The 23,266-nt window shown below is 74.6% G+C and carries 22 protein-coding genes; 7 read left to right on the top strand and 15 right to left on the bottom strand.

The annotated features are described in order from the left end of the window. On the bottom strand, positions 1 to 309 hold a 309-nt coding region (locus tag Acit_RS06805; protein WP_376746024.1), incomplete at its 3' end, for an endonuclease III domain-containing protein. 52 nt (positions 310 to 361) lie between these two features. On the opposite strand from Acit_RS06805, the gene mshD reads away from it, so the two are divergent. After that, the gene (mshD, locus tag Acit_RS06810) at positions 362 to 1,300 is read left to right on the top strand and encodes a mycothiol synthase (RefSeq protein WP_248107265.1); all 939 of its coding nucleotides are present in this window, start codon (positions 362 to 364) and stop codon (positions 1,298 to 1,300) included. Positions 1,301 to 1,325: 25 nt separating this feature from the next. Here mshD and Acit_RS06815 read toward each other — a convergent pair whose 3' ends face one another. After that, complete coding sequence (locus Acit_RS06815) at positions 1,326 to 2,003, bottom strand: VIT1/CCC1 transporter family protein (RefSeq protein WP_376746025.1); 678 nt, start codon at positions 2,001 to 2,003, stop codon at positions 1,326 to 1,328. A 242-nt stretch (positions 2,004 to 2,245) separates the two neighbouring features. On the opposite strand from Acit_RS06815, the gene Acit_RS06820 reads away from it, so the two are divergent. Beyond that, positions 2,246 to 2,605, top strand: coding sequence for a hypothetical protein (locus tag Acit_RS06820; protein ID WP_248107269.1), 360 nt, complete (start codon positions 2,246 to 2,248; stop codon positions 2,603 to 2,605). A gap of 55 nt (positions 2,606 to 2,660) precedes the next feature. Here the strand turns inward: Acit_RS06820 and Acit_RS06825 are convergent, their stop codons facing one another. Then, positions 2,661 to 3,887, bottom strand: a complete 1,227-nt coding sequence (locus Acit_RS06825; protein WP_248107270.1) for an acyl-CoA dehydrogenase family protein — start codon at positions 3,885 to 3,887, stop codon at positions 2,661 to 2,663. Between the two features lie 109 nt (positions 3,888 to 3,996). Here Acit_RS06825 and Acit_RS06830 point away from each other — a divergent pair, with 109 nt between their 5' ends. From Acit_RS06830 to Acit_RS06840, 3 genes are read left to right on the top strand one after another with little or no spacing between them, the layout of a single operon-like run. After that, positions 3,997 to 4,749: a MerR family transcriptional regulator gene (locus tag Acit_RS06830; RefSeq protein ID WP_248107271.1), complete on the top strand. Its 753-nt coding sequence runs from the start codon at positions 3,997 to 3,999 to the stop codon at positions 4,747 to 4,749. Beyond that, a complete protein-coding gene (locus Acit_RS06835) occupies positions 4,746 to 5,492 on the top strand; it encodes a ubiquinone/menaquinone biosynthesis methyltransferase (RefSeq protein ID WP_248107277.1) in 747 nt (248 codons plus the stop codon). The genes Acit_RS06830 and Acit_RS06835 overlap by 4 nt, the downstream gene beginning before the upstream one ends. Further along, positions 5,489 to 6,937: an isochorismate synthase gene (locus Acit_RS06840; RefSeq protein ID WP_248107284.1), complete on the top strand. Its 1,449-nt coding sequence runs from the start codon at positions 5,489 to 5,491 to the stop codon at positions 6,935 to 6,937. The genes Acit_RS06835 and Acit_RS06840 overlap by 4 nt, the downstream gene beginning before the upstream one ends. On the opposite strand, the gene Acit_RS06845 is transcribed toward Acit_RS06840, so the two are convergent. From Acit_RS06845 to Acit_RS06860, 4 genes are all read right to left on the bottom strand, one after another. Then, complete coding sequence (locus Acit_RS06845) at positions 6,929 to 8,506, bottom strand: ATP-binding protein (RefSeq protein ID WP_248107286.1); 1,578 nt, start codon at positions 8,504 to 8,506, stop codon at positions 6,929 to 6,931. The genes Acit_RS06840 and Acit_RS06845 overlap by 9 nt on opposite strands. 2 nt (positions 8,507 to 8,508) lie before the next feature. Continuing rightward, positions 8,509 to 9,213 (bottom strand): response regulator transcription factor, encoded by a 705-nt coding sequence (locus Acit_RS06850; RefSeq protein WP_248107289.1) that lies wholly within the window; start codon positions 9,211 to 9,213, stop codon positions 8,509 to 8,511. 87 nt (positions 9,214 to 9,300) lie between these two features. Beyond that, complete coding sequence (locus tag Acit_RS06855) at positions 9,301 to 10,056, bottom strand: polyprenol monophosphomannose synthase (protein ID WP_248107291.1); 756 nt, start codon at positions 10,054 to 10,056, stop codon at positions 9,301 to 9,303. 10 nt (positions 10,057 to 10,066) lie between these two features. Beyond that, positions 10,067 to 11,278 (bottom strand): AI-2E family transporter, encoded by a 1,212-nt coding sequence (locus Acit_RS06860; protein WP_248107293.1) that lies wholly within the window; start codon positions 11,276 to 11,278, stop codon positions 10,067 to 10,069. Positions 11,279 to 11,322: 44 nt separating this feature from the next. On the opposite strand from Acit_RS06860, the gene Acit_RS06865 reads away from it, so the two are divergent. Next, positions 11,323 to 12,564, top strand: coding sequence for a lysylphosphatidylglycerol synthase transmembrane domain-containing protein (locus Acit_RS06865; protein WP_248107295.1), 1,242 nt, complete (start codon positions 11,323 to 11,325; stop codon positions 12,562 to 12,564). A gap of 9 nt (positions 12,565 to 12,573) precedes the next feature. Here Acit_RS06865 and Acit_RS06870 read toward each other — a convergent pair whose 3' ends face one another. Beyond that, on the bottom strand, positions 12,574 to 14,781 hold the full coding sequence (locus Acit_RS06870) for an RNA degradosome polyphosphate kinase (RefSeq protein WP_248107297.1): 2,208 nt from the start codon (positions 14,779 to 14,781) through the stop codon (positions 12,574 to 12,576). A gap of 111 nt (positions 14,782 to 14,892) precedes the next feature. Here Acit_RS06870 and Acit_RS06875 point away from each other — a divergent pair, with 111 nt between their 5' ends. After that, on the top strand, positions 14,893 to 16,335 hold the full coding sequence (locus Acit_RS06875; RefSeq protein WP_248107299.1) for an FtsW/RodA/SpoVE family cell cycle protein: 1,443 nt from the start codon (positions 14,893 to 14,895) through the stop codon (positions 16,333 to 16,335). Here Acit_RS06875 and Acit_RS06880 read toward each other — a convergent pair. The 7 genes from Acit_RS06880 to Acit_RS06910 form a co-directional block, all read right to left on the bottom strand. After that, positions 16,313 to 16,792 (bottom strand): bifunctional nuclease family protein, encoded by a 480-nt coding sequence (locus Acit_RS06880; protein ID WP_248107301.1) that lies wholly within the window; start codon positions 16,790 to 16,792, stop codon positions 16,313 to 16,315. The genes Acit_RS06875 and Acit_RS06880 overlap by 23 nt on opposite strands. Further along, the gene (gene rodA, locus Acit_RS06885) at positions 16,789 to 17,928 is read right to left on the bottom strand and encodes a rod shape-determining protein RodA (protein ID WP_248107310.1); all 1,140 of its coding nucleotides are present in this window, start codon (positions 17,926 to 17,928) and stop codon (positions 16,789 to 16,791) included. The genes Acit_RS06880 and rodA overlap by 4 nt, the downstream gene beginning before the upstream one ends. 15 nt (positions 17,929 to 17,943) lie before the next feature. Then, complete coding sequence (locus tag Acit_RS06890; RefSeq protein WP_248107312.1) at positions 17,944 to 18,798, bottom strand: shikimate dehydrogenase family protein; 855 nt, start codon at positions 18,796 to 18,798, stop codon at positions 17,944 to 17,946. 77 nt (positions 18,799 to 18,875) lie between these two features. Then, entirely contained in the window at positions 18,876 to 19,805 is a 930-nt protein-coding gene (gene mltG, locus Acit_RS06895) for an endolytic transglycosylase MltG (RefSeq protein ID WP_248107314.1), read from the bottom strand. After that, positions 19,795 to 20,271 carry a Holliday junction resolvase RuvX gene (gene ruvX, locus Acit_RS06900; RefSeq protein ID WP_248107316.1) on the bottom strand — a complete coding sequence of 159 codons (477 nt, stop codon included), beginning with the start codon at positions 20,269 to 20,271 and terminating at the stop codon, positions 19,795 to 19,797. The genes mltG and ruvX overlap by 11 nt, the downstream gene beginning before the upstream one ends. Then, a complete protein-coding gene (gene alaS, locus Acit_RS06905) occupies positions 20,268 to 22,856 on the bottom strand; it encodes an alanine--tRNA ligase (RefSeq protein ID WP_248107318.1) in 2,589 nt (862 codons plus the stop codon). Before alaS ends, ruvX begins: the two co-directional genes overlap by 4 nt. Beyond that, a complete protein-coding gene (locus tag Acit_RS06910) occupies positions 22,856 to 23,266 on the bottom strand; it encodes a hypothetical protein (protein ID WP_248107320.1) in 411 nt (136 codons plus the stop codon). The genes alaS and Acit_RS06910 overlap by 1 nt, the downstream gene beginning before the upstream one ends.

The raw sequence follows: 23,266 nt of genomic DNA on the forward strand, positions 1-23,266 counted from the left end.
GAGGAGGTTGGCTGCCTTGGCCCGGTAGAAGCCGGTCGGACGGATGAGGGCCTCGAGCTCGGCCGGGTCCGCCTCGGCCAGGGCCTCGGGGGTCGGCCAGCGGGCGAAGACCGCGGGGGTGACGGCGTTGACCCGTTCGTCGGTGCACTGGGCGGAGAGGACCGTGGCGACGAGCAGCTCGAAGGGGTTCCGGTGGACCAGGGCGCACAGGGACCGGGCGTCGCCCGGGTAGGCCGCCGCCAGGCGCCGAGCGATGGTCCGGGCCCGCCGCCGGCGGGACGCCTCGGACTCGACCACCGGGCTCGCCACGGCCGGAGGCTACCCGGCCGCTTCGGGCGCCCGGCCACTAACCTGCCTCGGCGTGCACCACGTGGAGGTCAAGCGCCGCATGGGCGAGGCCGACATCGCCGAGGTCTCGGCCCTCCTGGCCGAGGTGGCGGCGGCCGACGGCCACGCGCCCTTGGGGGAGCACAAGTGGCTGGACCTGGTGCACGGGGGCCGGACCGGCTTCGCCGGCTTCGTGGCCCGGAGCCGGGAGGACGGCCGCCTGGTGGGCTACGCCCAGCTGAGCCGAGGGCATGGGACCTGGGGGGTCGAGGTGGTCGTGCCCCCCGAGCGGCGCCGCCCCGAGGACTCCCTGGGGTCCGACCTCCTGCGGGCCGCCCTCGGCGAGGTGGCCGCCCAAGGCGGGGGCCACGTCCACCTCTGGGTGCCCAAGCCGACCCCGGCCACCGACGCCATGGCGGCGGCCTGCGGCCTTCGTCGAGGCCGGGACCTCCTCCAGCTTCGTGTGCCCCTCCCCCTCTCCCTCCCCGTCCCCCCCCTGCCCCTTCGGGCCTTCCGGCCCGGCGAGGACGAAGAAGCCTGGCTCGCGGTCAACAACCGGGCGTTCGCCAACCACCCCGAGCAAGGCGGCTGGACACTGGAGACGATCCGGGAACGGGAAGCCGAGCCCTGGTTCGACCCCGAGGGGTTCTTGCTGCTCGTCGAGGACCAGCGCCTGCTGGGGTTCTGCTGGACCAAGGTCCACGCCACCGCCGATCCTCCCCTGGGCGAGATCTACGTCATCGGCGTGGACCCCGAGGCCCAGGGCCGGGGGTTCGGCCGGGGCCTGGTCCTGGCTGGCCTCGCCCACCTGGCCGGCAAGGGCCTCACCGTCGGCATGCTCTACGTCGACGCGGCCAACGAGCCAGCCGTCGGCCTCTACCGCTCCTTGGGGTTCCGCGTGGATCACGTCGACCGGGCCTACACCGGGGACGTGCCGGCCGCCGCCTCGGCACCCGCCGGCGCCGGGGCGTGACGCCCCTCGCCCCGGGACCGCCCGTTCAGGTCGAGGGGACGGCCACCCCGATCGCCGCGCCGATCCCGTAGGTGACCCCGGCGGCCACCGCTGCCAGGAGGAGCTGGCGGAGCGCCGACCACCACCAGGAACGCTCGGTGAAGACCGCCAGGGCTCCCCCGACGACCAGGGAAGCCACGCCCCCGATGACCACCGAGAGGACCACGGCGAGGGAGCCGGCGGTCGCGAACCACGGCAGGAGGGGCAGGAGGGCACCGACCCCGAAGGTCACGAACGACGAGATCCCGGCAGCGAAGGGCGAGCCGAGCTCCGAGGGGTCGACGCCGAGCTCCTCGCGGGCATGGGTCTGGAGGGCCAGCTCGGGGGTCCGCATCATCGCCGTGGCGAGCTCCCGGGCGGCGGCCGGGTCCACGCCCCGGCTCTCGTAGATGTGGATGAGCTCGTGCCGCTCCCCCTCGGGCCGACGCTGGATCTCCTCGCGCTCCTTGGCCAGCTCCCGCTCGAGCAGCTCGCGCTGGGCCCGCATGGAGACGTACTCCCCCATGGCCATGGACCAGCAGCCCGCAACCAGGCCGGCCACCCCGGCCAGCCGGACGACCGTCGGGCCGGGATGGGCGCCGGCCATGCCCAAGATGAGCGAGACGTTGGTGACGAGCCCGTCGCTCACCCCGAAGACCGCGGCTCTGGCCCAGCCCCCTTGGATGTCCCGGTGCCGGTGGCCGTGGAGCTCGCTGCTCGGGCCGTGCCCCCCGGCGTGCTCGACCGGCCTCGACCGCCGCTCGGGCGACAGCGGGCGGTCCCGGCGCAGGCGTTTGCCCAGCCAGGGCACCGGGGTGTCGGTGTCGGCCCGCACGGGGCGCAGCATAGCCACCCGGCCCGGCGATCCCGTGGGGAACCGCCCGCCCCTGCCGCCGCGCCGGCTGGGGGGCCTGGCAGACTGGGCCCATGGAACCGCGTCGCTGGCTGAACTCGAGCCAACCCCCGACCCTGCAGAACGCCGTGGTGCTCTGCTACCTCGACGCCGTCCTCGGTCTGTTCAGCGCCCTCGTGGCGGGCGGGGTCGGCCTCTTGCTGCTCGTGCCGATCCTCCTCGGCGTGGGTGGCCTCGGGATCGCCAACGAGAAGCGCTGGGGCTACTGGCTGGCCGTCGTCCTCGCCGGCTTGAGCCTGCTGCTGGCCGTGGTCGTCATGGCCCTCGCCCCCGGGATCGGCGCGGTGCTGAACCTCTTGTTCGACGGCGCCCTGGTGGCCCTCCTGCTCCACCCCATGAGCCGGCAGTACGAGCGGCTCTGGTTCCACCGCTGAGCCGGCACGCCCGCGCCAGCGGCCGTCGAGGGTCCCGGCCAGGGACCGCGGGACCCTAGACCGGCAGGTCGCCGAGGGCCGGCGCGGTGGAGCCCTGGGTGGCGAAGGTCTCGATGACCTCGGTGGCCACCCGCCACTTGTGGACCTCGTCGGCCCCGTCGGCCAGCCGGCTCCAGCGGGCCTGCTGGAGCATCTCGGCCAGGGGGCTGTCGGTCGAATAGCCGAGGGCGCCGTGGACCTGCAGGGCCCGGTCCACCACCCGCCAGAGGGTGTTCGCCACGTGGTGCTTCGTCATGGACACCGCCGTGCGGTAGTCCCGCCCGTGCTCGATGAGGTAGGCGGCGTGGAGGACCATGAGCTTGGCCTGGTAGAGCTCGATGGCGGACTCGGACACCAGCCACTGGATGCCCTGCTTCTCGGCCAGGAGCGAACCGTGGGCGTAGCGGGTCCGGGCCCGGGCGACCAAGAGGTCCAAGGCGGTCTGGATCTGGCCGAGCCAGCGCATGCAGTGGGCCAGGCGCGCGGGGCCCAGCCGGGCCTGGCCGAGGCGATGGCCCCCGCCCCGCTCCCCGAGGAGGTTGCCCGCGGGGACCGCCACGTCGGTGAAGCGCAGCTCGCAGTGGTTGTGGCTGCCGGCCATGGTGACCACGTCCCGGACGATCTCGAACCCGGGCGAGGGGATGTCGACGATGAGGGCCGAGGTCGCCGCCTGGGGCACCGGCGGGTCCGGCTCGGTGCGGGCGATGACGATAGCGAACCCCGCGCCCCTGGCACCGGAGATGAACCATTTGTGGCCGTTCAGGATCCACTGGTCGCCTCGCAGCTCGGCCCGGGTCTGGATCAAGGTCGGGTCGGAGCCGGCCACCTCGGGCTCGGTCATGGCGAAGCAGGAGCGAAGCCGACCTTCGCACATGGGCCGCAGGTAGCGCTCCTTCTGCTCGGGCGTGCCGAAGTGCAAGAGGGTGTGCATGTTGCCTTCGTCGGGGGCGTAGCAGTTGAGCACGTAGGGCCCGAAGCGGGTGGTGGCGGCCTCGGCCGAGACGGCGGCCAGGGCAGTGGGACCGAGGCCCATGCCGCCCCAGTCGGGGGGCATGTGAGGCATCCACAGACCCGCCTGCTGGGCCTCCTGGCGAAGCCGGTCCAGCTCGGCCCGCCACTCGGCCCGCCCGGCCCGGGCCTCGCTCAGGCGCTGCTCGGTGGGCCGGACCTCCTCGTCCAGGAAGGCCCGGACCCGCTGGCGGGCCTCCTCGACCTCGGGCGGGAAGGTGAAGTCGATCGCCATGGCCGCAGTCTCCCACCCCTCCCCCCGCCCCTCCAGCCCCGTCATTGGAGCGGCAACTGTGAGAGTGCTCGCTCACGCGCTCGGGGGACGGGACCCTAGACTGGCGGTCGTGGAGTCGGTCGAGCTGCGAGTCGAGGAGCTGGCCGCGGCAGCCGGGGTGCGCGTGGACACCGTCCGCTACTACCAGGCCAAGGGGCTCCTGCCCCCGCCCCGGCGGGCCGGCCGGGTCGCTCTCTACGACGAGCGGCACCTCGAGCGGCTGCGACGGGTCAAGGCCCTCCAGGCCAAGGGGCTCAGCCTGGCCGTCATCCAGCGGGTCCTCGAGGGCGGCCTGGACCCCGCGGACGAGGCCCTGCTCGGGGCGGTGAGCGACCGCGGCGCCCCGGACGAGGAGCTCATGGACCTGGAGGACCTGGCCCGGCGCACCGGCATCCCCGAGGCCCTGCTCCAGGCGGTCGTGGCCGAGGGCCTGCTGGTGCCGGTGCGGCGAGCCGGGCAGTCGGGCTACACCGAGCAGGACGCCAGTGCGGCCCGCGCTGGATTGACCCTGCTCTCCTTCGGCCTGCCCCTCTCCGAGCTCCTCGGCCTCGCCGGGCGGCACCACGAGCACGTGGTCGAGATCTGCGAGCGCGCAGTGGCCCTCTTCGACGAGCACGTCCGGACCCCCCTCCGGGCCGATCCGTCCCTCAGCCCCGAGGAGCAGGCCAGCCGGCTGGTGGCCGCGTTCGAGGCGCTGTTGCCGGCGGTCACCACCCTCGTGGCCCACCACTTCGCCCGGGTGCTCCTGGATCGGGCGACTCGGCACCTCGAGGCGGTCGGGTCGGCGCCCGAGCGGGCCGCGGCCGGTCGGGTCCGGCCGTGAGCGGCGCCCAGCTGGCCCGGGGAGGCCGAGGGCTCACGGGGCCGGCGGGCCTGCCGGTGGGGTCCGAGAAGACCCGGCTGGTGCGGTCCATGTTCGATGCCATCGCCCCCCGCTACGACCTGGTCAACCGGCTCATGACGTTCGGCCTGGACCAGATCTGGCGCCGGCGCTGCGTGGCTGCACTCGGCCTGCCGGCAGGGGCCGTGGTGCTCGACCTCGCCTCGGGCACCGGGGACCTGAGCCGGGAGCTCGAACGGCGGGGCCTTCGCGCCATCGGCGTGGACCTCTCCTGGGGCATGCTGGCCGCCCGGCGAGCCCCAGCGGCGGTCGCCCAGGGGGACGCGGCCGCCCTGCCCCTGGGGGACGCCACCCTCGACGGAGCGGTCTCGGGGTTCGCGTTGCGCAACCTGACCGATCTGCGGGCGAGCTTCGAGGAGCTGGCCCGGGTGCTGCGGCCCGGCGGCCGGGTGGCCCTGCTGGACGTGGCGCCCATGGCGGGACTCCGGTCGGCCGCGCAGCGACTGTGGTTCGAGCGAGCGGCCCCGGCGATCGGCAGCCTGCTCTCGGATCCCGAGGCCTACCGCTACCTGCCCCGTTCGGTCGCCTACCTGCCACCGCCGGCGACCCTGGTGGCCGAGCTCCGGCGGGCTGGTTTCTCGGCGGTCCAGCACCGGGTGCTTGCACCCGGAGTGGTCCAGCTGCTCACCGCCACCCGGCGGGGACCGGCGGGGACGCCGCAATGACGCGGACGCAGCCGCGCGCCGAGCAGGTCGCGGCGGCCGACCCCGACGGGCCGGGTCGCTGGCCGGACCCGGGGACCTTCGCGTCGGGCACCGTCGAGCTCGACCGCTCGGTCCTCGAGGACCCCCCGGGGTGGCTCGACGGGGGCCTCGGCCCGCTGGGGGTTGGCGACGAGGAGCCCCGGTTCCTGCTCTGGGGACCCGCGGAGGTCGTGATCGGCGCCGGGGTCGCCGCCTGGCTGCCCTTGCCCGGGGGCCTCCGGGGGCTTCGATCCGAGGCGCCACGGCGCAGCGCGCGCTGGCTGGCCCAGCTGGCCCGGGAGAAGCCCGACGGGCCCGGCCCCCTGGCCGTCGCCAGCCTGCCGTTCGACCCGGGCGAACCGGGCGCGCTGGTGGTGCCCCGGGTGGTGCTGCGGGCCACGCCCGAGGGTCGGGCGTGGCTGACCGTGGTGGCCCCCCGCCACGAAGGCCTGAACCTGGGTGCCCTGGCGGCCCAGGTGGCTCGGGCCCGCCCGGCCCGGTCGTCGAGAGCCGCCGCCCTCCCGAGCCTGCGCTGGGCTCGCCCTGATCCCCCCGAGGACCATTTCGAGGCCCAGGTCGCCGAGGCGCTGGCGGCGATCGGGCGGGGCGAGCTCCGCAAGGTGGTGTTGGCCCGGCGAGTCCGCCTGGGCCTGAGCAGCCCCCCGCCCCTGGCCTCGGTGCTCCGTCAGCTCCACCGGGCCGAGCCCAGCAGCACGGTCTTCGCCTGGGGGCGGCGGACGTCCTGGTTCGTCGGGGCCACGCCCGAGCTGGTGGTCGCCCGGGCGGGCCGCCAGGTCCTGGCCGCGCCACTGGCCGGCACCGCCCGCCGGCCGGCGGCTCCCGACCCGTCGGCCCTCGCCACCACGGCCGCGGCCCTCCTGGGCTCCCCGAAGGAGCGGGCCGAGCACCAGGCGGTCGTCGAGGCCATCGCCCAGGCGCTTGCCAGGCACTGCCCTCGGCTCGTGGTGCCCGAAGCCCCCTCGCCGGTCGTGCTCCGCCACGTGGTGCATCTCGGCACCAGGCTGGAAGGCTGGCTCCCCAACCGGCCCCCTGAGGCTCTGCCCGACGCGCTGGACCTGCTGGCCGCCGTCCATCCCACGCCGGCGGTGGCCGGGGTGCCGACGGAGCTCGCCCTGGGGGTGGTCGGTCGGCTGGAGGCCGGCTCGCGCGGCCCTTACGCCGGGCCGGTCGGCTGGGTCGACGCTAAGGGCGACGGGCAGTTCTGGCTGGGGATCCGCTCGATGGTCCTCGAGGGCCCCGAGGTCGTGGCCTTCGCCGGCGCGGGGATCGTGGCCGGCTCGACGCCCCGCGCCGAGCTGGCCGAGACGGCCGCCAAGCTCGACACGGCCCTCTTCGGCCTGGGCCTGCGGGCCGAAGACCTCCTCGGGGCCTCCCACGGGCCTGCCCCGATGCGGGACTCAGGGTGACGGCGGCGCCAGGGGCAACCGGACGGTGAACCGGCAGCCCCGGCCCGGCCGGCTGTCGACGTCCACGCGGCCGCCGTGGGCGGCGACGAGGGCAGCGACAATGGCCAGGCCGAGGCCGGCGCCGGCGGTGGCGCGGGCGGCGGGGGACCGGTAGAAGCGCTCGAAGATCAGGATCTCCTCCCCTGGGGCCAGGCCGGGGCCCTCGTCGGCCACGACGAGGACGGCCTCCTCCCCCTCGGCGTGCACCCCCACCACCACCGGGGTGCCCGGCGGGGTGTGCCGGAGGGCGTTTTGGAGCAGGTTGTCGATCACCTGCCGCAGGCGCAGGGGGTCCCCGACGACGGGGACCGAGGCGGGGCAGTCGACGGTGAGGGGATGGTCCTGGGCGCCGACCCGGGCGGCCTGGGCGGCCTCCCGGGCGAGGACCGCCAAGTCCAGCCGCTGGTGGCTCAGGGCACGTCCCTGGTCGAGCTGGGCCAAAAGGAGCAAGTCGTCGACGAGCAGCCCCATCCGGGCGGCCTCCCGTTCGATGCGCGCCGCCACCTCGCGCTGGGCTTCGGCAGAGGCGTAGGCGCCCTTGCGGAGCAGCTCGGCGTACCCCCGGATGGTGGTCAGCGGCGTCCGCAGTTCGTGGGAGGCGTCGGCGACGAAGCGCCGGAGCCGACCCTCGGAGTGGCTGCGGACGGCGAAGGCCGCCTCGATCTGGCCGAGCATGGTGTTGAGGGCCTGGCCCAGCCGGCCGACCTCGGTGCGCTCGTCCCCTGGGCGGACCCGCCGGCTGAGCTCGCCGGCGGCGATGGCCTGGGCGGTGGAGGCCATCTCCTCGAGAGGGGCCAGGGCCACTCGGGTGACCACCAGGGCCACGACGACCGCCACGAGCAGCACGCCGAGGGACACCAGGACCTCGATGCGCAGCACCCGGGCCAAGGTGGCCCGATCGGCGCTGAGCGCCACCGCCGAGACCAGGACCCCGCCGGGCAGCTCGACCGCCTCGGCCCGATAGGCCACGGCGCCGCCCACGGCCGGCACGGTGAAGGCCTGTTGGTTCGGCAGGAACGCCGAGCCCCGCGCCCCGAGGGGCGGCCGGGCGGGGACCCGCTGGATCGGCATGGTGGTCGGCAGGGCCGGAGCCGGGTCGCAGCCACCCGAGGGCCGCACCGCCAGCACCCGGCGCCCGGGTCCGAGGACCTCGAGGTAGACCTCGGGGCTCACGCCCGCGAACGGGTCGGGGCGGTGGAGTCCAGGGCGGGGCCTGGTCGGGGGCGGCTGGCTGGTCGCCGTCAGCTTCGTGGCCGTGAGCGCCGGGCAGTTCGGCCCGGGCACCCCGGCGACCTCGGCGGCCAGCCAGGACGCCGGGTCCCGGCGGGCGCGCAGCTGGTCGGCGGCCACGGCCCGCCGATAGGCCAGCCAGATCCGGTCGAAGACCTGCTGTTCGGCCACGTCCAGCTGGGCGTCGAGGCGGCCGGCCAGGAAGGTCCCGAGGGAGTGGTAGGTCACGGCATCGGTCACCCCGATGGCCACGGCCAACAGCGCCAGGATCCCGAGCAGGAGGCGTCGCCGCAGGCTCACGGTCAGGTTGCGTCCGGCGGAAGGCGGAGGCAGTAGCCCACGCCCCGGACGGTGTGGATCAGGGGCGGGTCCATCCGGTCGACCTTCTTGCGCAGGTAGCTGATGTAGGTCTCCACGATCGCCGGGTCGCCCTCGAAACCGTCCTCCCAGACCCAGTCGAGCAGCTCGGCCTTCGAGAGGACCCGGCGAGGGTGCAGGAGCAGGCAGTGCAGCAGCCGGAACTCGGTGGCCGTGAGCTCGAGCGGCTCACCCGCCCGGCGGGCCTCGTGGCGGTCCTCGTCGAGCTCGAGGTCGGCGAAGCGCAGGATCCCCTCGGCGACCAGGTCGCTCGGGCGGGACCGCCGGAGGACCGCCCGCACCCGGGCGACGAGCTCGTCCAGGCTGAAGGGTTTCGGGAGGTAGTCGTCGCCGCCGGCCTCCAGGCCGGCGATGCGGTCCTCGGTGGCGTCCCGAGCGGTGAGGAACACCACCGGCACGTCGACCCCGTCGGCTCGCCAGCGCCGACAGACCTCGACCCCTTCGAGGTCCGGCAGCATGACGTCGAGCAGCACGAGGTCCACTCCCCCGCGGCGGCCCGCCGCCAGCGCCTCGGCGCCGGTGCTGGCCACCTCGACCTCGAACCCCTCGAGGCGCAGGGCCGCCCGGACGAGATCGGTGATGTAGGGCTCGTCGTCGACCACCAGCACCCGGGCCGGCAGGCTAGGCACGGCACCATGGTGCCAGGTTCGCCTCGACGCCCCGGTGCCCCGCCGAGTCGGGGCAGCCGGTGCCGGGGGCGGCTCAGGGGAGACGGTTCAGCGGCCGCTTCGGCCCGGGCGGCGCTGCCGACGGGGAGCCAGACGGTCGGCGAGGCGCCGCAGCCCCCACCAGGTGACCAGCCCGAGGGCCTCGACGACGATGGCGGTGGACATCTTCGAGGTGCCGCGGACCCGGTCGACGAATCGAATGGGTACCTCGGTGACCCGGCCACCGGCCTGGAGGACCCGATGGCACATCTCGATCTGGAAGCCGTAGCCGTCGGCACGCACCGAGTCGAGGTCGACGGCCTTGAGGATCTCGGCCCGGTAGGCCCGGAACCCCGAGGTCGAGTCGGTGACCGGCATGCCGAGCACCCAGGCGGCGTAGAGGTTCCCGCCCCGGGAGAGCAGCCAGCGGCTCCTGGACCAGTTGGGGATGGAGCCGCCCGGCACGTACCGGGAGCCGACGACCAGGTCGTAGCCCTCCGCCAAGGGGGCGACGAGCGAGGGCAGGGCGGCCGGGTCGTGCGAGAGGTCGGAGTCCATCTCGACCATGGCCTCGAACCCGTGCTCGAGGCCCCAGCGGAACCCGGCCCGGTAGGCGCTGCCGAGCCCCTGCTTGCCCGAGCGTCGGAGCACCGCCACCTGGCCGAGCTCCTCGCCCAGGCGCTCGGCGATCTCGGCGGTCCCGTCGGGGCTGCCGTCGTCGACCACGAGGACCGACCCCTCCGGGAGGTTCGCCCGCACCCGCCGCAGCACCTCTTCGATGTTCGCCGCCTCGTTGTAGGTCGGCAGGACGACCAGCACCCGCATCCTGGCCAGCTTAGGGCAGCGGTTCCCGATCGACCTCCCGACGCTCCAGCCGACCGGGATCCGGGTTTCCGGGTTCGTCGACCGGGTCGGTCCGGTGCCAGAGCTCGACGGCCACCACCTGGATCGCCCCGGCCAGGGGCACGGCGAGGAGCGTGCCGACCAGGCCGCCGAAGACGCCCCCCAGGCCGTCGCCCAGTTCGGCGCCGACGAGCACCGCGAGGAGGACCAGGAGGGGACTGACCCGGACGGTCTTGGCCATCACCACCGGGTTCAGGACGTGGTTCTCGAGGAGGCTGTAGACGACGAAGACCACGAGGACCACGATCCCTTGGACGAGGCCGCCGGCGATGGCGGCGAACACCACGGTCGGCACCCCGGCCAGGAGGCCCCCGACCATCGGCAGGAAGTCGACCACCGCGACCCACAGTCCCCAGAGCAGGGCGTCGGGCAACCCCAGGATCACGAGGGTGAGGGCCACCACCAGGCCGGCGATCACCGAGGTGAGGAGGTTCCCGAGCATGTAGCCGGTCACCGCCCGGCGGACCGAGCGGGCGACCCGCTCGACCTCGACCCGGCGCTCGGGGGCCAGCAGCGCCAAGGTGCCCCGTCGGAGTCGGGGCCCTTCGAGGAGCAGCAGGAGCACCAGGACCACGAGGGCGACGAAGGACACGAGGGCGGTGGCCGCCCCTTTGCCGAGGCTGAGCGCTGGCTTCGCCAGGTGCCGGGCGGCCGCCTCGAGCTTGGGGGCGTTCTGCTTGAGCAGCCGGGCCACGTGGTAGCGCCGGACCAGCCGACCGACCCAGCCTCGGCCGTGCTCGGCTGCCGAGACGGTGCGGTCGAGGTGGCTGAGCAGGTGGGTCACGCCGTCGACCAGGGGGTAGCCGAAGGCGGTGGCCAGGCCGGCGAAGACCGCGAGGGCGGCCAGGAACACCACGGCGACGGCCACCCCTCGACGTCGCAGCCCCGGCAGGCCGGTCCGCTGGACGCCGAGGACGAGGGGATCGAGGAGCAGCGCCACGAACCCGGCCACCACCACCAGCAGCAGGACCTGGCGGATCCTGATGACGACCAGGGCCAGGAGGACCACGGCCACCGCGACGCCGGCCACCGCCAGGATGGCGGCGAGGGGCACCCCGCGGGCCTGGGCGGCGGCGAGCAGCCGGCCCCGCCGGGTGGTCGGGCCGGGACGCCCCCCTGCTCCCGGCGCCCCGTCCTCCAGCACGCCACCAGCATGGCAGGCGGCCGGTGACGTGGGAGCATGGGTTGGTGGGCGACCAGGAGCCCCCGACGGACCAGCCCGCCGAGGACCACGCCGGTCCTGCGACTCCCGGCGCGCCGGCGACGCAGCACGCGGAGCGGACAGCGGGCCTGACCCCGGGTGGATCGTCGACCCCGGAGGACCCGGACCGGGATTCGAGCCGGCCGAACCGCCGGCACCTGCGGCGGGAGGTCAAGTGGGGGGTCGGGGCGTTCGTGCTGGTCCTGCTGCTCGAGTACCTGGTCCTCCCCGAGCTCGGGGGGTTCCGGGAGGCTCTCTCGGACCTGGGCCGGGTGGACGTCGGCTACCTGGTGCTCGGCTTCCTGCTCGAGGCGGCTTCCCTGCTCTCCTACGCCCAGCTGACCCGGGCGGTGTTGCCGGATGACGCGCCGAGCACCGGCCAGCTCCTGCGGGTGGACCTCTCGACCCTGGCCGTCAGCCACGTCGTCCCCGGGGGCACCGCGGGCGGGGCAGCCCTCGGCTACCGCCTGCTGACCTCCTCGGGGGTGAGCGGCGCCGACACCGGCTTCGCCCTGGCCATGCAGGGGGCCGGATCGGCGGTGGTGCTGAACGCCATCTTCTGGCTGGCCCTGCTGGCCTCGCTGTTCCTCCGGGGCTACAACCCCCTCTACGCCCTGGCCGCCGGCGTCGGGGTGGTCCTCATGGCCGCCTTCGCCACCGCCATCGTCCTGCTCGTGCGAGGCCACCGGCGGGTGGTCGACCTGGTCCGCCGAGCCGCCGGCGCCGTGCCGTTCCTCGACGCCGAGCGCCTGGCGGACGCCACCGACCGCTTCGCTCGGCGTTTGCGCACCTTCACCGCCCAACGCCAGGTCCTGCGCCGGGCCGTGCTCTGGGCGGCGGCCAACTGGCTGTTCGACGCGGCGTCCCTCTGGGTCTGCGTCCTGGCCTTCCACGTCCTGCTGTCGCCCATCTACCTGCTCGTGGCCTACGGGCTGGCCAACATCCTGGCCGTGATCCCCATCACCCCCGGGGGCCTGGGCATCGTCGAAGGCGTCCTCATCCCGACCCTCGTGGGCTTCGGCGTGCCGAACAAGGGCATCGCCTTGCTGGCCGTCCTCATCTACCGCTTCTTCAACTTCTGGCTCCCCATCCCGGTTGGGGGCGCCTGCTACCTGAGCATCCGCTTCTCGGGCGAGCGCTGGGGCCAGCGGATCCGGCACGTGAAGGAGGAGGTCGTCGAGGGGGAGGCCCAAGCGGCCTCCCCCTCCGGACGGCCTCCGGCGGCCTAAGGACGGGGTTCAGGCCCCGAGGGCTTCGGGCTCGCGGCGACGGCGGGCCCGCTCGACGGCCTGCTCCTGGAGGGTGCGCTGGAGGCTGACGCCCCGGCGGGTGGGCACGCGGTGCCAGCGACCCTCGGGCCCGAGGGTCCAGGCGTTCGTGTCGTCGGCCAGGGCGAGCTCGAGAACCTCGAGGAGACGGTCCTGGAGCTCTGGACGCCGAACCGGGACGAGCGTCTCGACCCGACGGTCCAGGTTGCGCTCCATGAGGTCGGCCGACCCGATGAGGACGGCGCGGGGCCGCTCGTGGGTCCCCCCGAAGACGTAGATGCGGGAGTGCTCGAGGAACCGGCCGACGATGGAGCGGACCCGGATGGTCTCGGAGAGACCGGGGACCTGGGGGTGCAGGCAGCAGACCCCCCGGACGACGAGGTCCACCGGCACACCGCGGGCCGAGGCCCGGTAGAGGGCGTCGATGATCTCGGGGTCGGTCAGGCCGTTGACCTTGATGACGATCCGCCCCTCCGGACCGGCCTGGGCCTCGGCCTCGATGAGCTCGAGGAGGCGGCGACGCAGGCACGTGGGGGCCACGACGATCGCCCGGTACTTCGAGTGGCGGGAGAAGCCGGTCAGGACGTTGAAGAGGTCGCCGACGTCGGCCCCGATCTCGGGGTCGGCAGTGAGCAGCCCCAGGTCCTCGTACTGCCGGGCGGTCTTCGCGTTGTAGTTGCCCGAGCCGATGTGGCAGTAGCGGCGGATGCCGTCCTCCTCGCGGCGGACCACCAGGCAGATCTTCGAGTGGGTCTTCAAGCCGACCAGGCCGTAGACCACGTGCACCCCGGCCTCCTCGAGGGCTCGGGCCCAGGCGATGTTGTTCTGCTCGTCGAACCGGGCCTTGAGCTCGACCACCGCCGCCACCTGCTTGCCGGCCTCGGCCGCCCGGATGAGGGAGCGGACGATGGCGGAGTCCCCCGAGGTGCGGTAGAGGGTCTGCTTGATGGCCAGCACGTCGGGGTCGGCGGCCGCCTCGGCCACGAAGGCCTCGACGGAGGTGGCGAAGGAGTCGTAGGGGTGGTGGACCAGGACGTCCTGCTCCCGGAGCACGGCGAAGAGGTCGGCCGGCTCGTTGCCCGCGTTGGCGAGCGGGGCCGGGGTCATGGGGGTCCAGGTCTCGCAGTGCAGGTCCGGCCGGTCGAGATCCACCACCGCCCAGAGCCCCCCGAGGTCGAGGGGCGCGGCGCTCGGGTAGACGTCCTCGGCGGTGAGGTCGAGCTCCCGCACGAGGAGGTCTTGGAGCTCGGGGCTCATCTCGGCGGCCACCTCCAGGCGGACCGCCCGGCCGAAGCGCCGGCGGCGCAGTTCCATCTCGACCGCGGCGAGCAGGTCGTCGGCCTCGTCCTCCTCGACGGCCAGGTCGGCGTTGCGAGTGACCCGGAAAGCCACGTGCTCCCCGATGTGCATCTCGGGGAAGAGGACCTGGAGATGGGCGGCGATGACCTGCTCGAGGGGGACGAAGCGTTCGCCGTCGGGCATGACGACGAAGCGGGGCAGCAGGGGTGGCACCTTGACCCGGGCGACCCGCTCGATCCCGGTCACCGGGTCCTGGACCTTCACGATGAGGTTGAGGGAGAGGTTGGAGATGTAGGGGAAGGGGTGGCCGGGGTCGACGGCCAGGGGGGTCAGGACGGGGAAGATCTGCCGGTGGAAGACCTCCACCAGGTACTCCCGGTCGTCGTCGTCCAGGGTGTCCCAGCCCGAGAGCCGGACCCCGTGCGCCGCGAGGGCCGGGACGACCTCGTCGAGGAAGATGCGGGCCTGGCGGTCCTGGAGCTCCCGGACCCGGACCCGGACGGCCCGCAGGGTGTCGGGGGGCCGCAGGCCGTCGGGCGAGCGGGTCCGGAGCCCGGCGTCGACCTGGTCCTTCACGCCGGCCACCCGGACCTGGAAGAACTCGTCGAGCCCCTCGGAGAAGATGGCCAGGAACTTGACCCGCTCGAGCAGGGGCAGGCTCGGGTCGGCCGCCAGGTCGAGCAGCCGGTCCCCGAAGTCCAGCCAGGACAGCTCCCGGTTCCCGAAGCGGGCCGGCCCGAAGCGCTCGGGGCCCTGGACCAGGCCGTCAGCGGACCCCGGACGGGGGCCGGGACCGCCGGACTGCCAACCGCGCTCGACCGACTGCTGGTCGACGGCAGCCGCCGCCGGGGCCGCCGTCTGGCCCACCCCCTGGTCCATGGCGTCTCACCTCCGCCTCCTCGACGATAGCCGCCGGGCCGAGCCGGCACGGTGCCTCCCGCCTGGGACCGTTCCCGCCCGGCGAAGGCCCGCCCAGTACCATGCGGCGTGGTGGCCCCGCTCTCCGTCCGCCTGGGCATCGCCCCCGCCGAACGCCGCCGGGGCAACCCGGCGCGCCGGGCCGAGCTGGGCCTGGTGGTCTTCGCCTCCTTGATCGTGACCGCCGCCTACGTAGTGGCGTCGATCGGGACGACCGCCAAGGTGCCTCCCCACCTGGCGGTCTTCCTGGCCATCGTCCTCGGCCTGGGCCTCCTGGCCCACCTCGGCACCCGGTACCTGGCCCCCGACGCCACCCCGGTCCTGCTGCCCCTGGTGCTAATGCTCAACGGCCTGGGCTACGTGACCCTGGCCTCCATCGACCAGCCGAACCTCTACCCGCCCTCGCTCCAGGCCATGTGGACCGCGGTCGGGGTGGCCGGCTACGTCGTGACCCTGCTCCTGGTCCGGCGGACCCGGGACCTGGACCGCTACCGCTACCTGCTGGTCCTGGTGGCGGTGTTCCTCATGCTCTCACCCCTCATCCCCCACTTCGGCTACGCCGTGGGCGCCTACGACGAGAACGTGCGCCTGTGGGTGCACATCGGCCCGATCTCGGGCCAACCGGTGGAGTTCGCCAAGATCCTCCTCGTCATCTTCTTCGCCTCCTACTTCGCCGAGAAGCAGGAGCTGCTCTCCATCCCGACGACCCGGCTGGGCGGGCGCCTCGTCACCGACCCCCGTCCCCTCGGCCCCATCGTGCTGGTCTGGGGCTTTTGCATGCTGGTCCTGGCAGTGGAGAAGGACGTCGGCTTCGCGGTGCTGGTCTTCGTGCTCTTCATCGCCATGCTCTGGACGGCCACCGGCCGGGCCGGCTACCTGCTCCTCGGGGTGGTCCTCTTCGGCGCCGGGGTGGTGGTGGCCAGCCACCTCTTCCCCCAGGTCGACAGCCGGATCGCCGACTGGCTTCACCCCTGGACCCGGGTCAACCTGCCCGGCGGCTCGTACCAGACCGTCCAGGGCATCTACGGCCTGGGCTCGGGGGGGCTGGTCGGCACGGGCATGGGCTTCGGCCAGCTCTCGGCCATCCCCCTGGTGGGCTCGGACTACATCTTCGCCGCCATCGGCACCGAGTGGGGCCTTCTGGGCTCGACGGCCGTGGTCTTCGCCTACCTGCTCATCGTGGGGGCCGGCTTGCGCATCGCCCAGACCGCCCGCTCGGACTTCGCCAAACTGGCCGCTACGGGACTGACCGTCATCTTGGGCATCCAGTCCTTCTTCATCATGGGCGGAGTGGTCCGCCTGTTGCCCGACACGGGCCTGACCCTCCCCTTCATGGCCTACGGCGGCTCGGCCCTGGTGGCCAACTACATCCTGGTCGGCCTCCTCATGCGGATCTCCGACGAGGGCAACCGCCCGGCCCTGGCGCGGGCGGCCACGGCCTCCCGGGTCGACGGGGACCGCCAGGAGGCCCCGAGCTCCCCAGCGGAGCCGCTCAGCCCGGCTGGGACCCGCTGAGCTCGGTCAGGACCCAGTCGGCGACCACGATGGGCACCGGCGGCTGGCGCCGGAGGGCCAGGGCGAAGCCGTCCGAAGGGCGACAGGGCACGACGTGGCGACCCGCCCGGCTCGAGGTCTCGAGCTCGGCCACGACGTTGCCCTCGACCACCGCGGTGAGCCGCACCGCCTCGACCGAGACGCCGTGGCGGTCGAGGACGTCGGAGAACAGCTGGTGGGTGAGGGGACGCGGGGTCGGGCGGCGGCTCAGGGCGTAGGCGATGGCGGTGCCCTCGGGGAGCCCGACCGGGATGCGGGCCTGGCGCTGCGGCGGGACGACCTCCTGGAGCACCACCAGGGGGTACTGCGAGGGGAGGTGCATCTCGACCCGCACGACGGTGGCGACCCGCCAGATGGAGGCCGGATCGGCCGGCGCCCCGGACCCGGTCGGGGCCGCCAGGGGGTCCGGACCGGTCACCGGGCCCGTCGGAGCTGCACCGAGAGGGCCAGGCCGATGGCTGCGAAGAACGCCACCGCGGCCGAACCCCCGTAGCTGAGGAAGGGCAGGGGGATGCCGGCGATGGGCATGATGCCCATGGCCATGCCGGCGTTCTCGAACACCGAGAAGGCGAAGAAGGCGAAGGCCCCGATGGCCACCAGCCTGCCCAGGTCGTCCCGGGCCTGTTGGGCCGCTCGGAGCAGCCGCCAGCAGACCACCGCCTCGAGGACGAGGACCGCCACGGAGCCGACGAAGCCCAGCTGCTCGCCGACCGCCGAGAAGATGAAGTCGGTCTGCTGCTCGGGCACGAAGGCCAGGTTGGTGCCCAGGCCCTTGAACAGGCCGGTCCCGAGGAGGCCGCCCGAGCCGATGGCCGCCACCGACTGGTGAAGGTTGTAGGTGGTGCTCTGAGCGCCTTGGTTCTGGTGGAGGAAGCTGGTCAGTCGCTCGAGCTGGTAGTGGTGGAGCAGCCCGAAGTGGATCATGGCGAAGGCCGCCAGGGCCGCGGCGAGGACCAGGGCGACGAGGTGGCGGTTGGGCAGGCCGGCCATGATGAGCATGACCACCAGGACGACGCCGAGGACGATGGCCGAGCCGAGGTCGGGCTGCTTGACCACCAAGATGATCGGCACGGCCTGCAGGAAGAGGATCTTGAGCAGGTCCCGGGTCTCCAGACCTTCGGGGCGGCGGGCGCAGTAGGCGGCCACGACGCAGATCTCGGCCAGGACGGCGAAGGCCGAGGGCTGGAGCTGGAACGGCCCGATGTTGATCCAGCGGGTCGCCCCGAGGGCCCGGTGGCCGATGGCGAACATGGCCAACAGCGCCAGGACGATGCCGACGTAGAGGACGGTGCTGGCCGCCTCGACCCAGTGGTAGTCGACCGCCGCCAAGACCACCATCACCACCAGGCCGAGGACCACGAAGATGGCCTGGCGCTCCATGAAGTAATGGGGGCCCAGGCCCAGGGCGGCCTGGCCGTTGCGGGTGGCCGAGTAGACCATGACGACGCCGATGGCCGCTAGGACGAGGCTGGCCCCGACCAGGAGCGGATCGGCCCGCCACCAGGAACGGCGGACCCCGGCGCGACGCTCGGCAGGGAGGGTGAGGACGCTCATGGTGCTGTCGGCTGCTCAGGCTACCGGCTCGCCGGTCCCCGGCGAGGACGCCGAAGGGGTGCCCCGGTCGTCACTGCCTGGCCGACGGAGGCCGGCCCAGAGGGCGTCGAGGGGTGCCGGCCGGCCGGTCCAGTGCTCGAGGGCCAGGGCCGCCTGGTGAACGAGCATGCCGAGGCCGTTGGCGGTGGCGGCCCCCCGGGCTGCCACGGCCGCCAGCCACGGGGTGCGCAGTGGGTGGTAGACGAGGTCGACGGCCAGGTGCCCTGGTCCGAGCAGCTCGGGGTCGAGGGGGAAGGCTCGCTCCTGGCCCCCGCCAGCCATGCCGAGGGGCGTGGCCTGGACCACCAGGTCCGCGCCGGCCGCCTCCTCGGCCCGACCCGGGCGACCGGCCGGGCCCGCCAGGGACGCCGCGCGCGCCGCGGCGTCAGGACGGCGGGCCACGACGAGGACCTCCTCGGCCCCGGCCCGACCGAGGGCCTCGATGACCGCCCGGGCCGCGCCGCCCGCCCCGAGGACCAGGCAGCGACGGCCCCTCGGGTGGAACCCATGCTCGGCGGCCAGGGCCCGCAGCAGGCCGTCGCCGTCGGTGTTCTCCCCCACCACCTGGCCGTCCCGGTGCACCAGGCAGTTCACGGCCTGCAGCCGCTCGGCCACGGGACTGAGACGGTCACAGGCGTGGGCCACCTCCTCCTTGAGGGGCATGGTCACGGACAAGCCCGGGAGCCCGAGGGTGGCGACCGCCTCGACCAGGGCCCGACCCTGGCCGGCGGGGACCTCGAAGGCCACCGAGGCCCAGTCCAGACCCCAGGAGGCGAAGGCGGCGTTGTGGAGCCGGGGCGAGAGGGAGTGGCGGATGGGCGACCCGGCCACGCCGACCAGGGTCGTGGTGGCGGTGGGCCAGGCCGGGTCCCGCCGGGGCCGGCCACCCGCGGGTGCCCTGGTCCCGGTCACGGCAGGCCCCGGGAGCGGGCCAGGGCGATGTCCCGCAGGTGCTGGGCGTAGGTGGTCTCGAAGGCTTCCCGGCCGCTCGGGCTGACCAGCTCGAAGTAGAGCCAGGGCCCCGGGGTCGGGTGGAGGGCGGCCCGGAGGGCGCCGCTCGAGGGGAAGCAGATCGGGGTGGGGGTCAGCCCGGTGTGGAGGTAGGTGTTGTAGGGCGAGGGAACGGCTTCGTCGGCCGGGGTGACCGGCCCGCCGTCCTGGTGGAGGGCGAAGAGGACGGTGCTGTCCATCTGCAAGGGCATGCCCTTGGCCAGGCGGTTGTCGATGACCTCGGCCACCTTGCCGAAGTTCTCCGGCACGTAGCCCTCCTTCTCCACGATGGAAGCCACGATGATCAACTGGTAGGCGTCGAGGCCCTGGGCGCGGGTGGCCGGGGTGAGCCCCAGGTGGGCCGCCTGCTGGTCGAAGCGCTGGACCATCTGGCGGAGCAGGGTGCTCGGCCGCTCGCCGGGCTCGACCTCGTAGGTGCCCGGGCCGAGGAGGCCGTCGAGGTCGTGGACCCCTGACGGTTCGAAGGGCGAGCGGACCCGGCGCGCCGCCTGGAGGACCTGCTCGGCGCTCCACGCCGGCACGTCGTCGGCCACCTGCTGGGCCAGCTCCACCACGGTGGTGCCGACCTGCACCGTGACCGGGTAGCGGGTGGGCCCCAGCAGGAGCCGGAGCACCACGGTCCCCACCCCGACCACCGCCCCGGCCAGGACCAGGACACCGAGCACCCCGAGGAGGACCCAGCGGGGCCAGCGACGCCGGGTGCCCTGGGCGTGGATCCCCTGGGCGTGGATCCCCTGGGCGTGGGCCCCCTGGGAGCGGGTCCCCGGGGCCAGTCCCCCCGGGGACGGGCCCAGCGGAGGACGGGCCGGGGCCGGCTCAGGGCTCACCCTGGTCCTCGTCGACGCTCCTGGGTCCCTGCCGAGCGTCGAGCCACCCTTGGAGCAGCTCGGTGGCCGCCGCGGCGTCGACCCGGGCGCGCTGGCGGCGGCCCCCGACCCCTGCGGCGCGGAGGGCCCGGCTCGCACTGACCGTCGTAAGGCGCTCATCTTGGGTGGTCACGGTGAGGTGGCGGGCGGCGAGGCGCTCGGCCAGGTCGGCGATCCGGGTCCGGGCCGCCACGGCGGCAGGACCCTCGCGCCCGTCGAGGGACCGGGGCACGCCGACGACGATGGTCCGGACACCGAGCTCCTCGGCCAAGGAACCGACTGCGGCCGCCAGGGCCTCGTCCCCCTGGTCCCCGGGCAGGGTGCCCCAGGGGAGGGCGAGGCGGCCGGCCGAGTCCGAGACCGCCACCCCGACCCGCCGGGCCCCGAGATCGAGACCGAGGGCCCGGCCCGGCCGTTCGCCGCTCACCGCCCGGGCGCCCCCAGGAGGGCGCTGCCTGGGGCGGCCAGGAGCTCGCGGGCGGCCTGGAGGGCGTCCTCGATCCCCTCGGGGTTCCGACCACCGGCCACGGCCACCTCGGGCGAGCCGCCCCCGCCCCCGCCGATGCGGCCCGCCACCGCCTTGACGAGCTCGCCGGCGTGGAGGGACCCGTCGGTGGCGCAGGCCAGTTGGGCCCGACCGGGACCGGGCGAACCGGCCAGGACCACGGCCCGCAGGTCCCGGGCCCGGCGGGCCAGGGCGGCCAGCTCCCGGAGGGCGTCGGCCGGCAGGTCGTCGCGGCGGGCCACGAGGAGGCCGTCGCGGGCGTCCTCGGCGAGGGCCGCTGCCTCGGTCGCCAGGGCTGCGCTCCGCAGGCGGGCCAGCTCGCGGTCCTGCTCGCGCTGACGGTGCACGAGGCGCTCGAGGGCCTCGAGGACCCGGTCCGGCTCGACCTTGAGCAGGCCGGCTGCCTCCTCGAGCGTGCGGCGCGCCGCGTCGAGGCGGGCGAGGGCCCCGGGGCCGGCCACGGCCTCGATGCGCCGGGTCCCCGACCCGATGGAGCCCTCGGAGACGACGGTGAGCGGCCCGATCATGCCGAGGGCCGGCACGTGGGTGCCGCCGCAGAGCTCGACGGAGCGGGGGCCGGCCCGGACCACCCGGACCCGTTCGCCGTAGCGGTCGCCGAAGAACGCGAGGGCACCGAGGCGGTCGGCCTCCTCGCGGCTGGTCTCGACCACTTCGACCGGGGCGTCGCTCAGCACGTCCTGGTTCACGAGCTCGACCACCGCCTGGAGCTCCTCGGGGGCCAGGGCCGCGGGGTGGCTGAAGTCGAAGCGGAGCCGGTCGGGGGCGACGAGGGAGCCCTGCTGGTGGACGTGGTCCCCGAGGACCTCCCGGAGGGCGGCGTGGAGCAGGTGGGTGCCGGTGTGGTGACGCCGGGTGGCCTCCCGGCGGGCCAGGTCGATGGCCGCCAGGGCGTCCTGGCCGGGCCAGAGCTCCCCCTGGACGAGGCGGGCCCGGTGGACGGTCAGGCCGGGCACCGCCTGCTGGGTGTCGACCACCTCGGCCCGGCCGGTCTCGGTCGTGATCACCCCCTGGTCGCCGACCTGGCCGCCGCCCTCGGCGTAGAAGGGGGTGCGGTCGAGCACCACCTCGACCACCCCGGCCTGCTCGGTGGGCAGGACGGCCACCACCTGGGCCGCCTCCTGGGCGTGCTCGTAGCCGGTGAACCGGGTCGGACCCCGCTCCTCGAGGAGGTCCCGGTAGACGGCCTGGTCCCCCGCCGACCGCCGCCGGGCCGCGTCGGCCCGGGCCCGGGCCCGCTGGGCCGCCATGGCCTGGGCGAACCCCTCGAGGTCCACCCGGGCGCCGGCCTCCTCGGCCAGCTCGACGGTGAGCTCGACCGGGAACCCATGGGTGTCGTGCAACCGGAAGGCGGTCTCCCCCGAGATGACCCCCTGGCCCCGGGCCAGTTCCTCGGCGAGGAGGGCCGACCCCTGCTCGAGGGTCCGCCGGAAGGCCGCCTCCTCCCGGTCGAGGGTCTCGGCGACGGCGTCCAGGCGGGTCCGGACCTCGGGGTAAGCGTCGCCAAGGGCGTCGGCCACTGCCCCGGCGAGGCGGGCCATGAGGGGGTCCTCGACACCGAGCTGGTGGGCGTGGCGGACCGCTCGACGGACCAGGCGCCGCAGCACGTACCCCCGGCCCTCCTTGCCGGGGAGGACCCCGTCGGCCACCACGAGGGTCGCTGCCCGGGCGTGGTCGGCCAGGATGCGCAGCGAGACGTCGTGGCGGGGATCCTGGCCGTAGCGGGCGCCGGTGACCGACTGGGCGGCCTCGAGGACCGGGGCGAAGACGCTGGTCAGGAAGAGCGAGGGCACCCCTTCGAGGATCGGGAGGAGGCGTTCGAGGCCTGCCCCGGTGTCGATGCTGGGCCGGGGCAGGGGCGGGAGGCTGCCGTCGACCTGCCGGTCGAACTGCATGAACACCAGGTTGTAGAGCTCGACGAAGCGCTCGGGCCCGCCGGCCGCCGGGCCGCCGGCCGGACCGTGCTCGGGCCCGCGGTCGTAGTAGACCTCGGAGCAGGGCCCGCAGGGACCGGTGTCCCCCATGCGCCAGAAGTTGTCCTCCCCCATGCGCTGGATGCGCTCGGCCGGCACCCCGACCGCCTCCCGCCAGATGGTCTCGGCTTCCTCGTCCTCGAGGTGGACGGTCACCCAGAGCCGTTCGGGGTCGAGGCCGAGGGTGCCGGTCAGCAGCTCCCAGGCGTAGGGGATGGCCCGCTCCTTGAAGTAGTCCCCGAAGCTGAAGTTGCCGAGCATCTCGAAGAAGGTGCAGTGGCGCTCGGTCGTGCCGACCACCTCGATGTCCACCGTCCGGAGGCACTTCTGGACCGAGGTGGCCCGGGGCCAGGGGGCGGGCTCCTCGCCGGTGAAGTAGGGCTTGAAGGGCACCATGCCGGCGATGGTGAACAGGACCGTCGGATCGTGGGGGACGAGGCTGGCCGAGGGCACCACCTGGTGCCCGCGCTCCTGGTAGAAGCCCAGGAAGGCCCGGCGAAGACCGGGGGCGTCCATCAGCGCTCGGCCCGTCCCCCGACGGGCCAGGCTCCTCGCCGCCGGCGCGGCGTCCCTCCCTGCGGCGACGGCTCCACGGGCGGCGATGCTAGCGGGCCCAGGGTGGGCCGGGTTCGCCGGGCGAAGCGGGCGGGGACGTCCCGATGGCTGGCGGGCTCCAGGTACCGCCGGGTGAGCTCCAGGCGGGTCCGCTCGGCGCGCTGCCGACCGGCACGACGGGCCTCGTCGGCGCGACGGGCGAGGACCCGGGCCCCGAGGCCGAGGGCCCCACCGGCCCGCCGGCCGAGGGTGCCGACGAGGTCCCTCGTGGCCTCGAGGGCGGGTTCCTGGCCGAAGCGGCGGGCGAGGGCCCGCCGTCCCCAGAGGGCCCCGGCCGCCCCGAGCCCCGCCCACCAGAGCCGGCGGGCCAT

Source organism: Aciditerrimonas ferrireducens, assembly GCF_023130475.1.
Taxonomy (GTDB): Bacteria; Actinomycetota; Acidimicrobiia; order Acidimicrobiales; family UBA8190; genus Aciditerrimonas; species Aciditerrimonas ferrireducens.

Coding starts and splice junctions, on each gene's coding strand:
- Acit_RS06910 (WP_248107320.1), bottom strand. CDS start 23,266: ATGGCCCGCCGGCTCTGGTGGGCGGGGCTCGGGGCGGCCGGGGCCCTC.
- Acit_RS06840 (WP_248107284.1), top strand. CDS start 5,489: ATGACGCGGACGCAGCCGCGCGCCGAGCAGGTCGCGGCGGCCGACCCC.
- rodA (WP_248107310.1), bottom strand. CDS start 17,928: ATGAGCGTCCTCACCCTCCCTGCCGAGCGTCGCGCCGGGGTCCGCCGT.
- Acit_RS06825 (WP_248107270.1), bottom strand. CDS start 3,887: ATGGCGATCGACTTCACCTTCCCGCCCGAGGTCGAGGAGGCCCGCCAG.
- Acit_RS06820 (WP_248107269.1), top strand. CDS start 2,246: ATGGAACCGCGTCGCTGGCTGAACTCGAGCCAACCCCCGACCCTGCAG.
- alaS (WP_248107318.1), bottom strand. CDS start 22,856: ATGGACGCCCCCGGTCTTCGCCGGGCCTTCCTGGGCTTCTACCAGGAG.
- Acit_RS06855 (WP_248107291.1), bottom strand. CDS start 10,056: ATGCGGGTGCTGGTCGTCCTGCCGACCTACAACGAGGCGGCGAACATC.
- Acit_RS06870 (WP_248107297.1), bottom strand. CDS start 14,781: ATGGACCAGGGGGTGGGCCAGACGGCGGCCCCGGCGGCGGCTGCCGTC.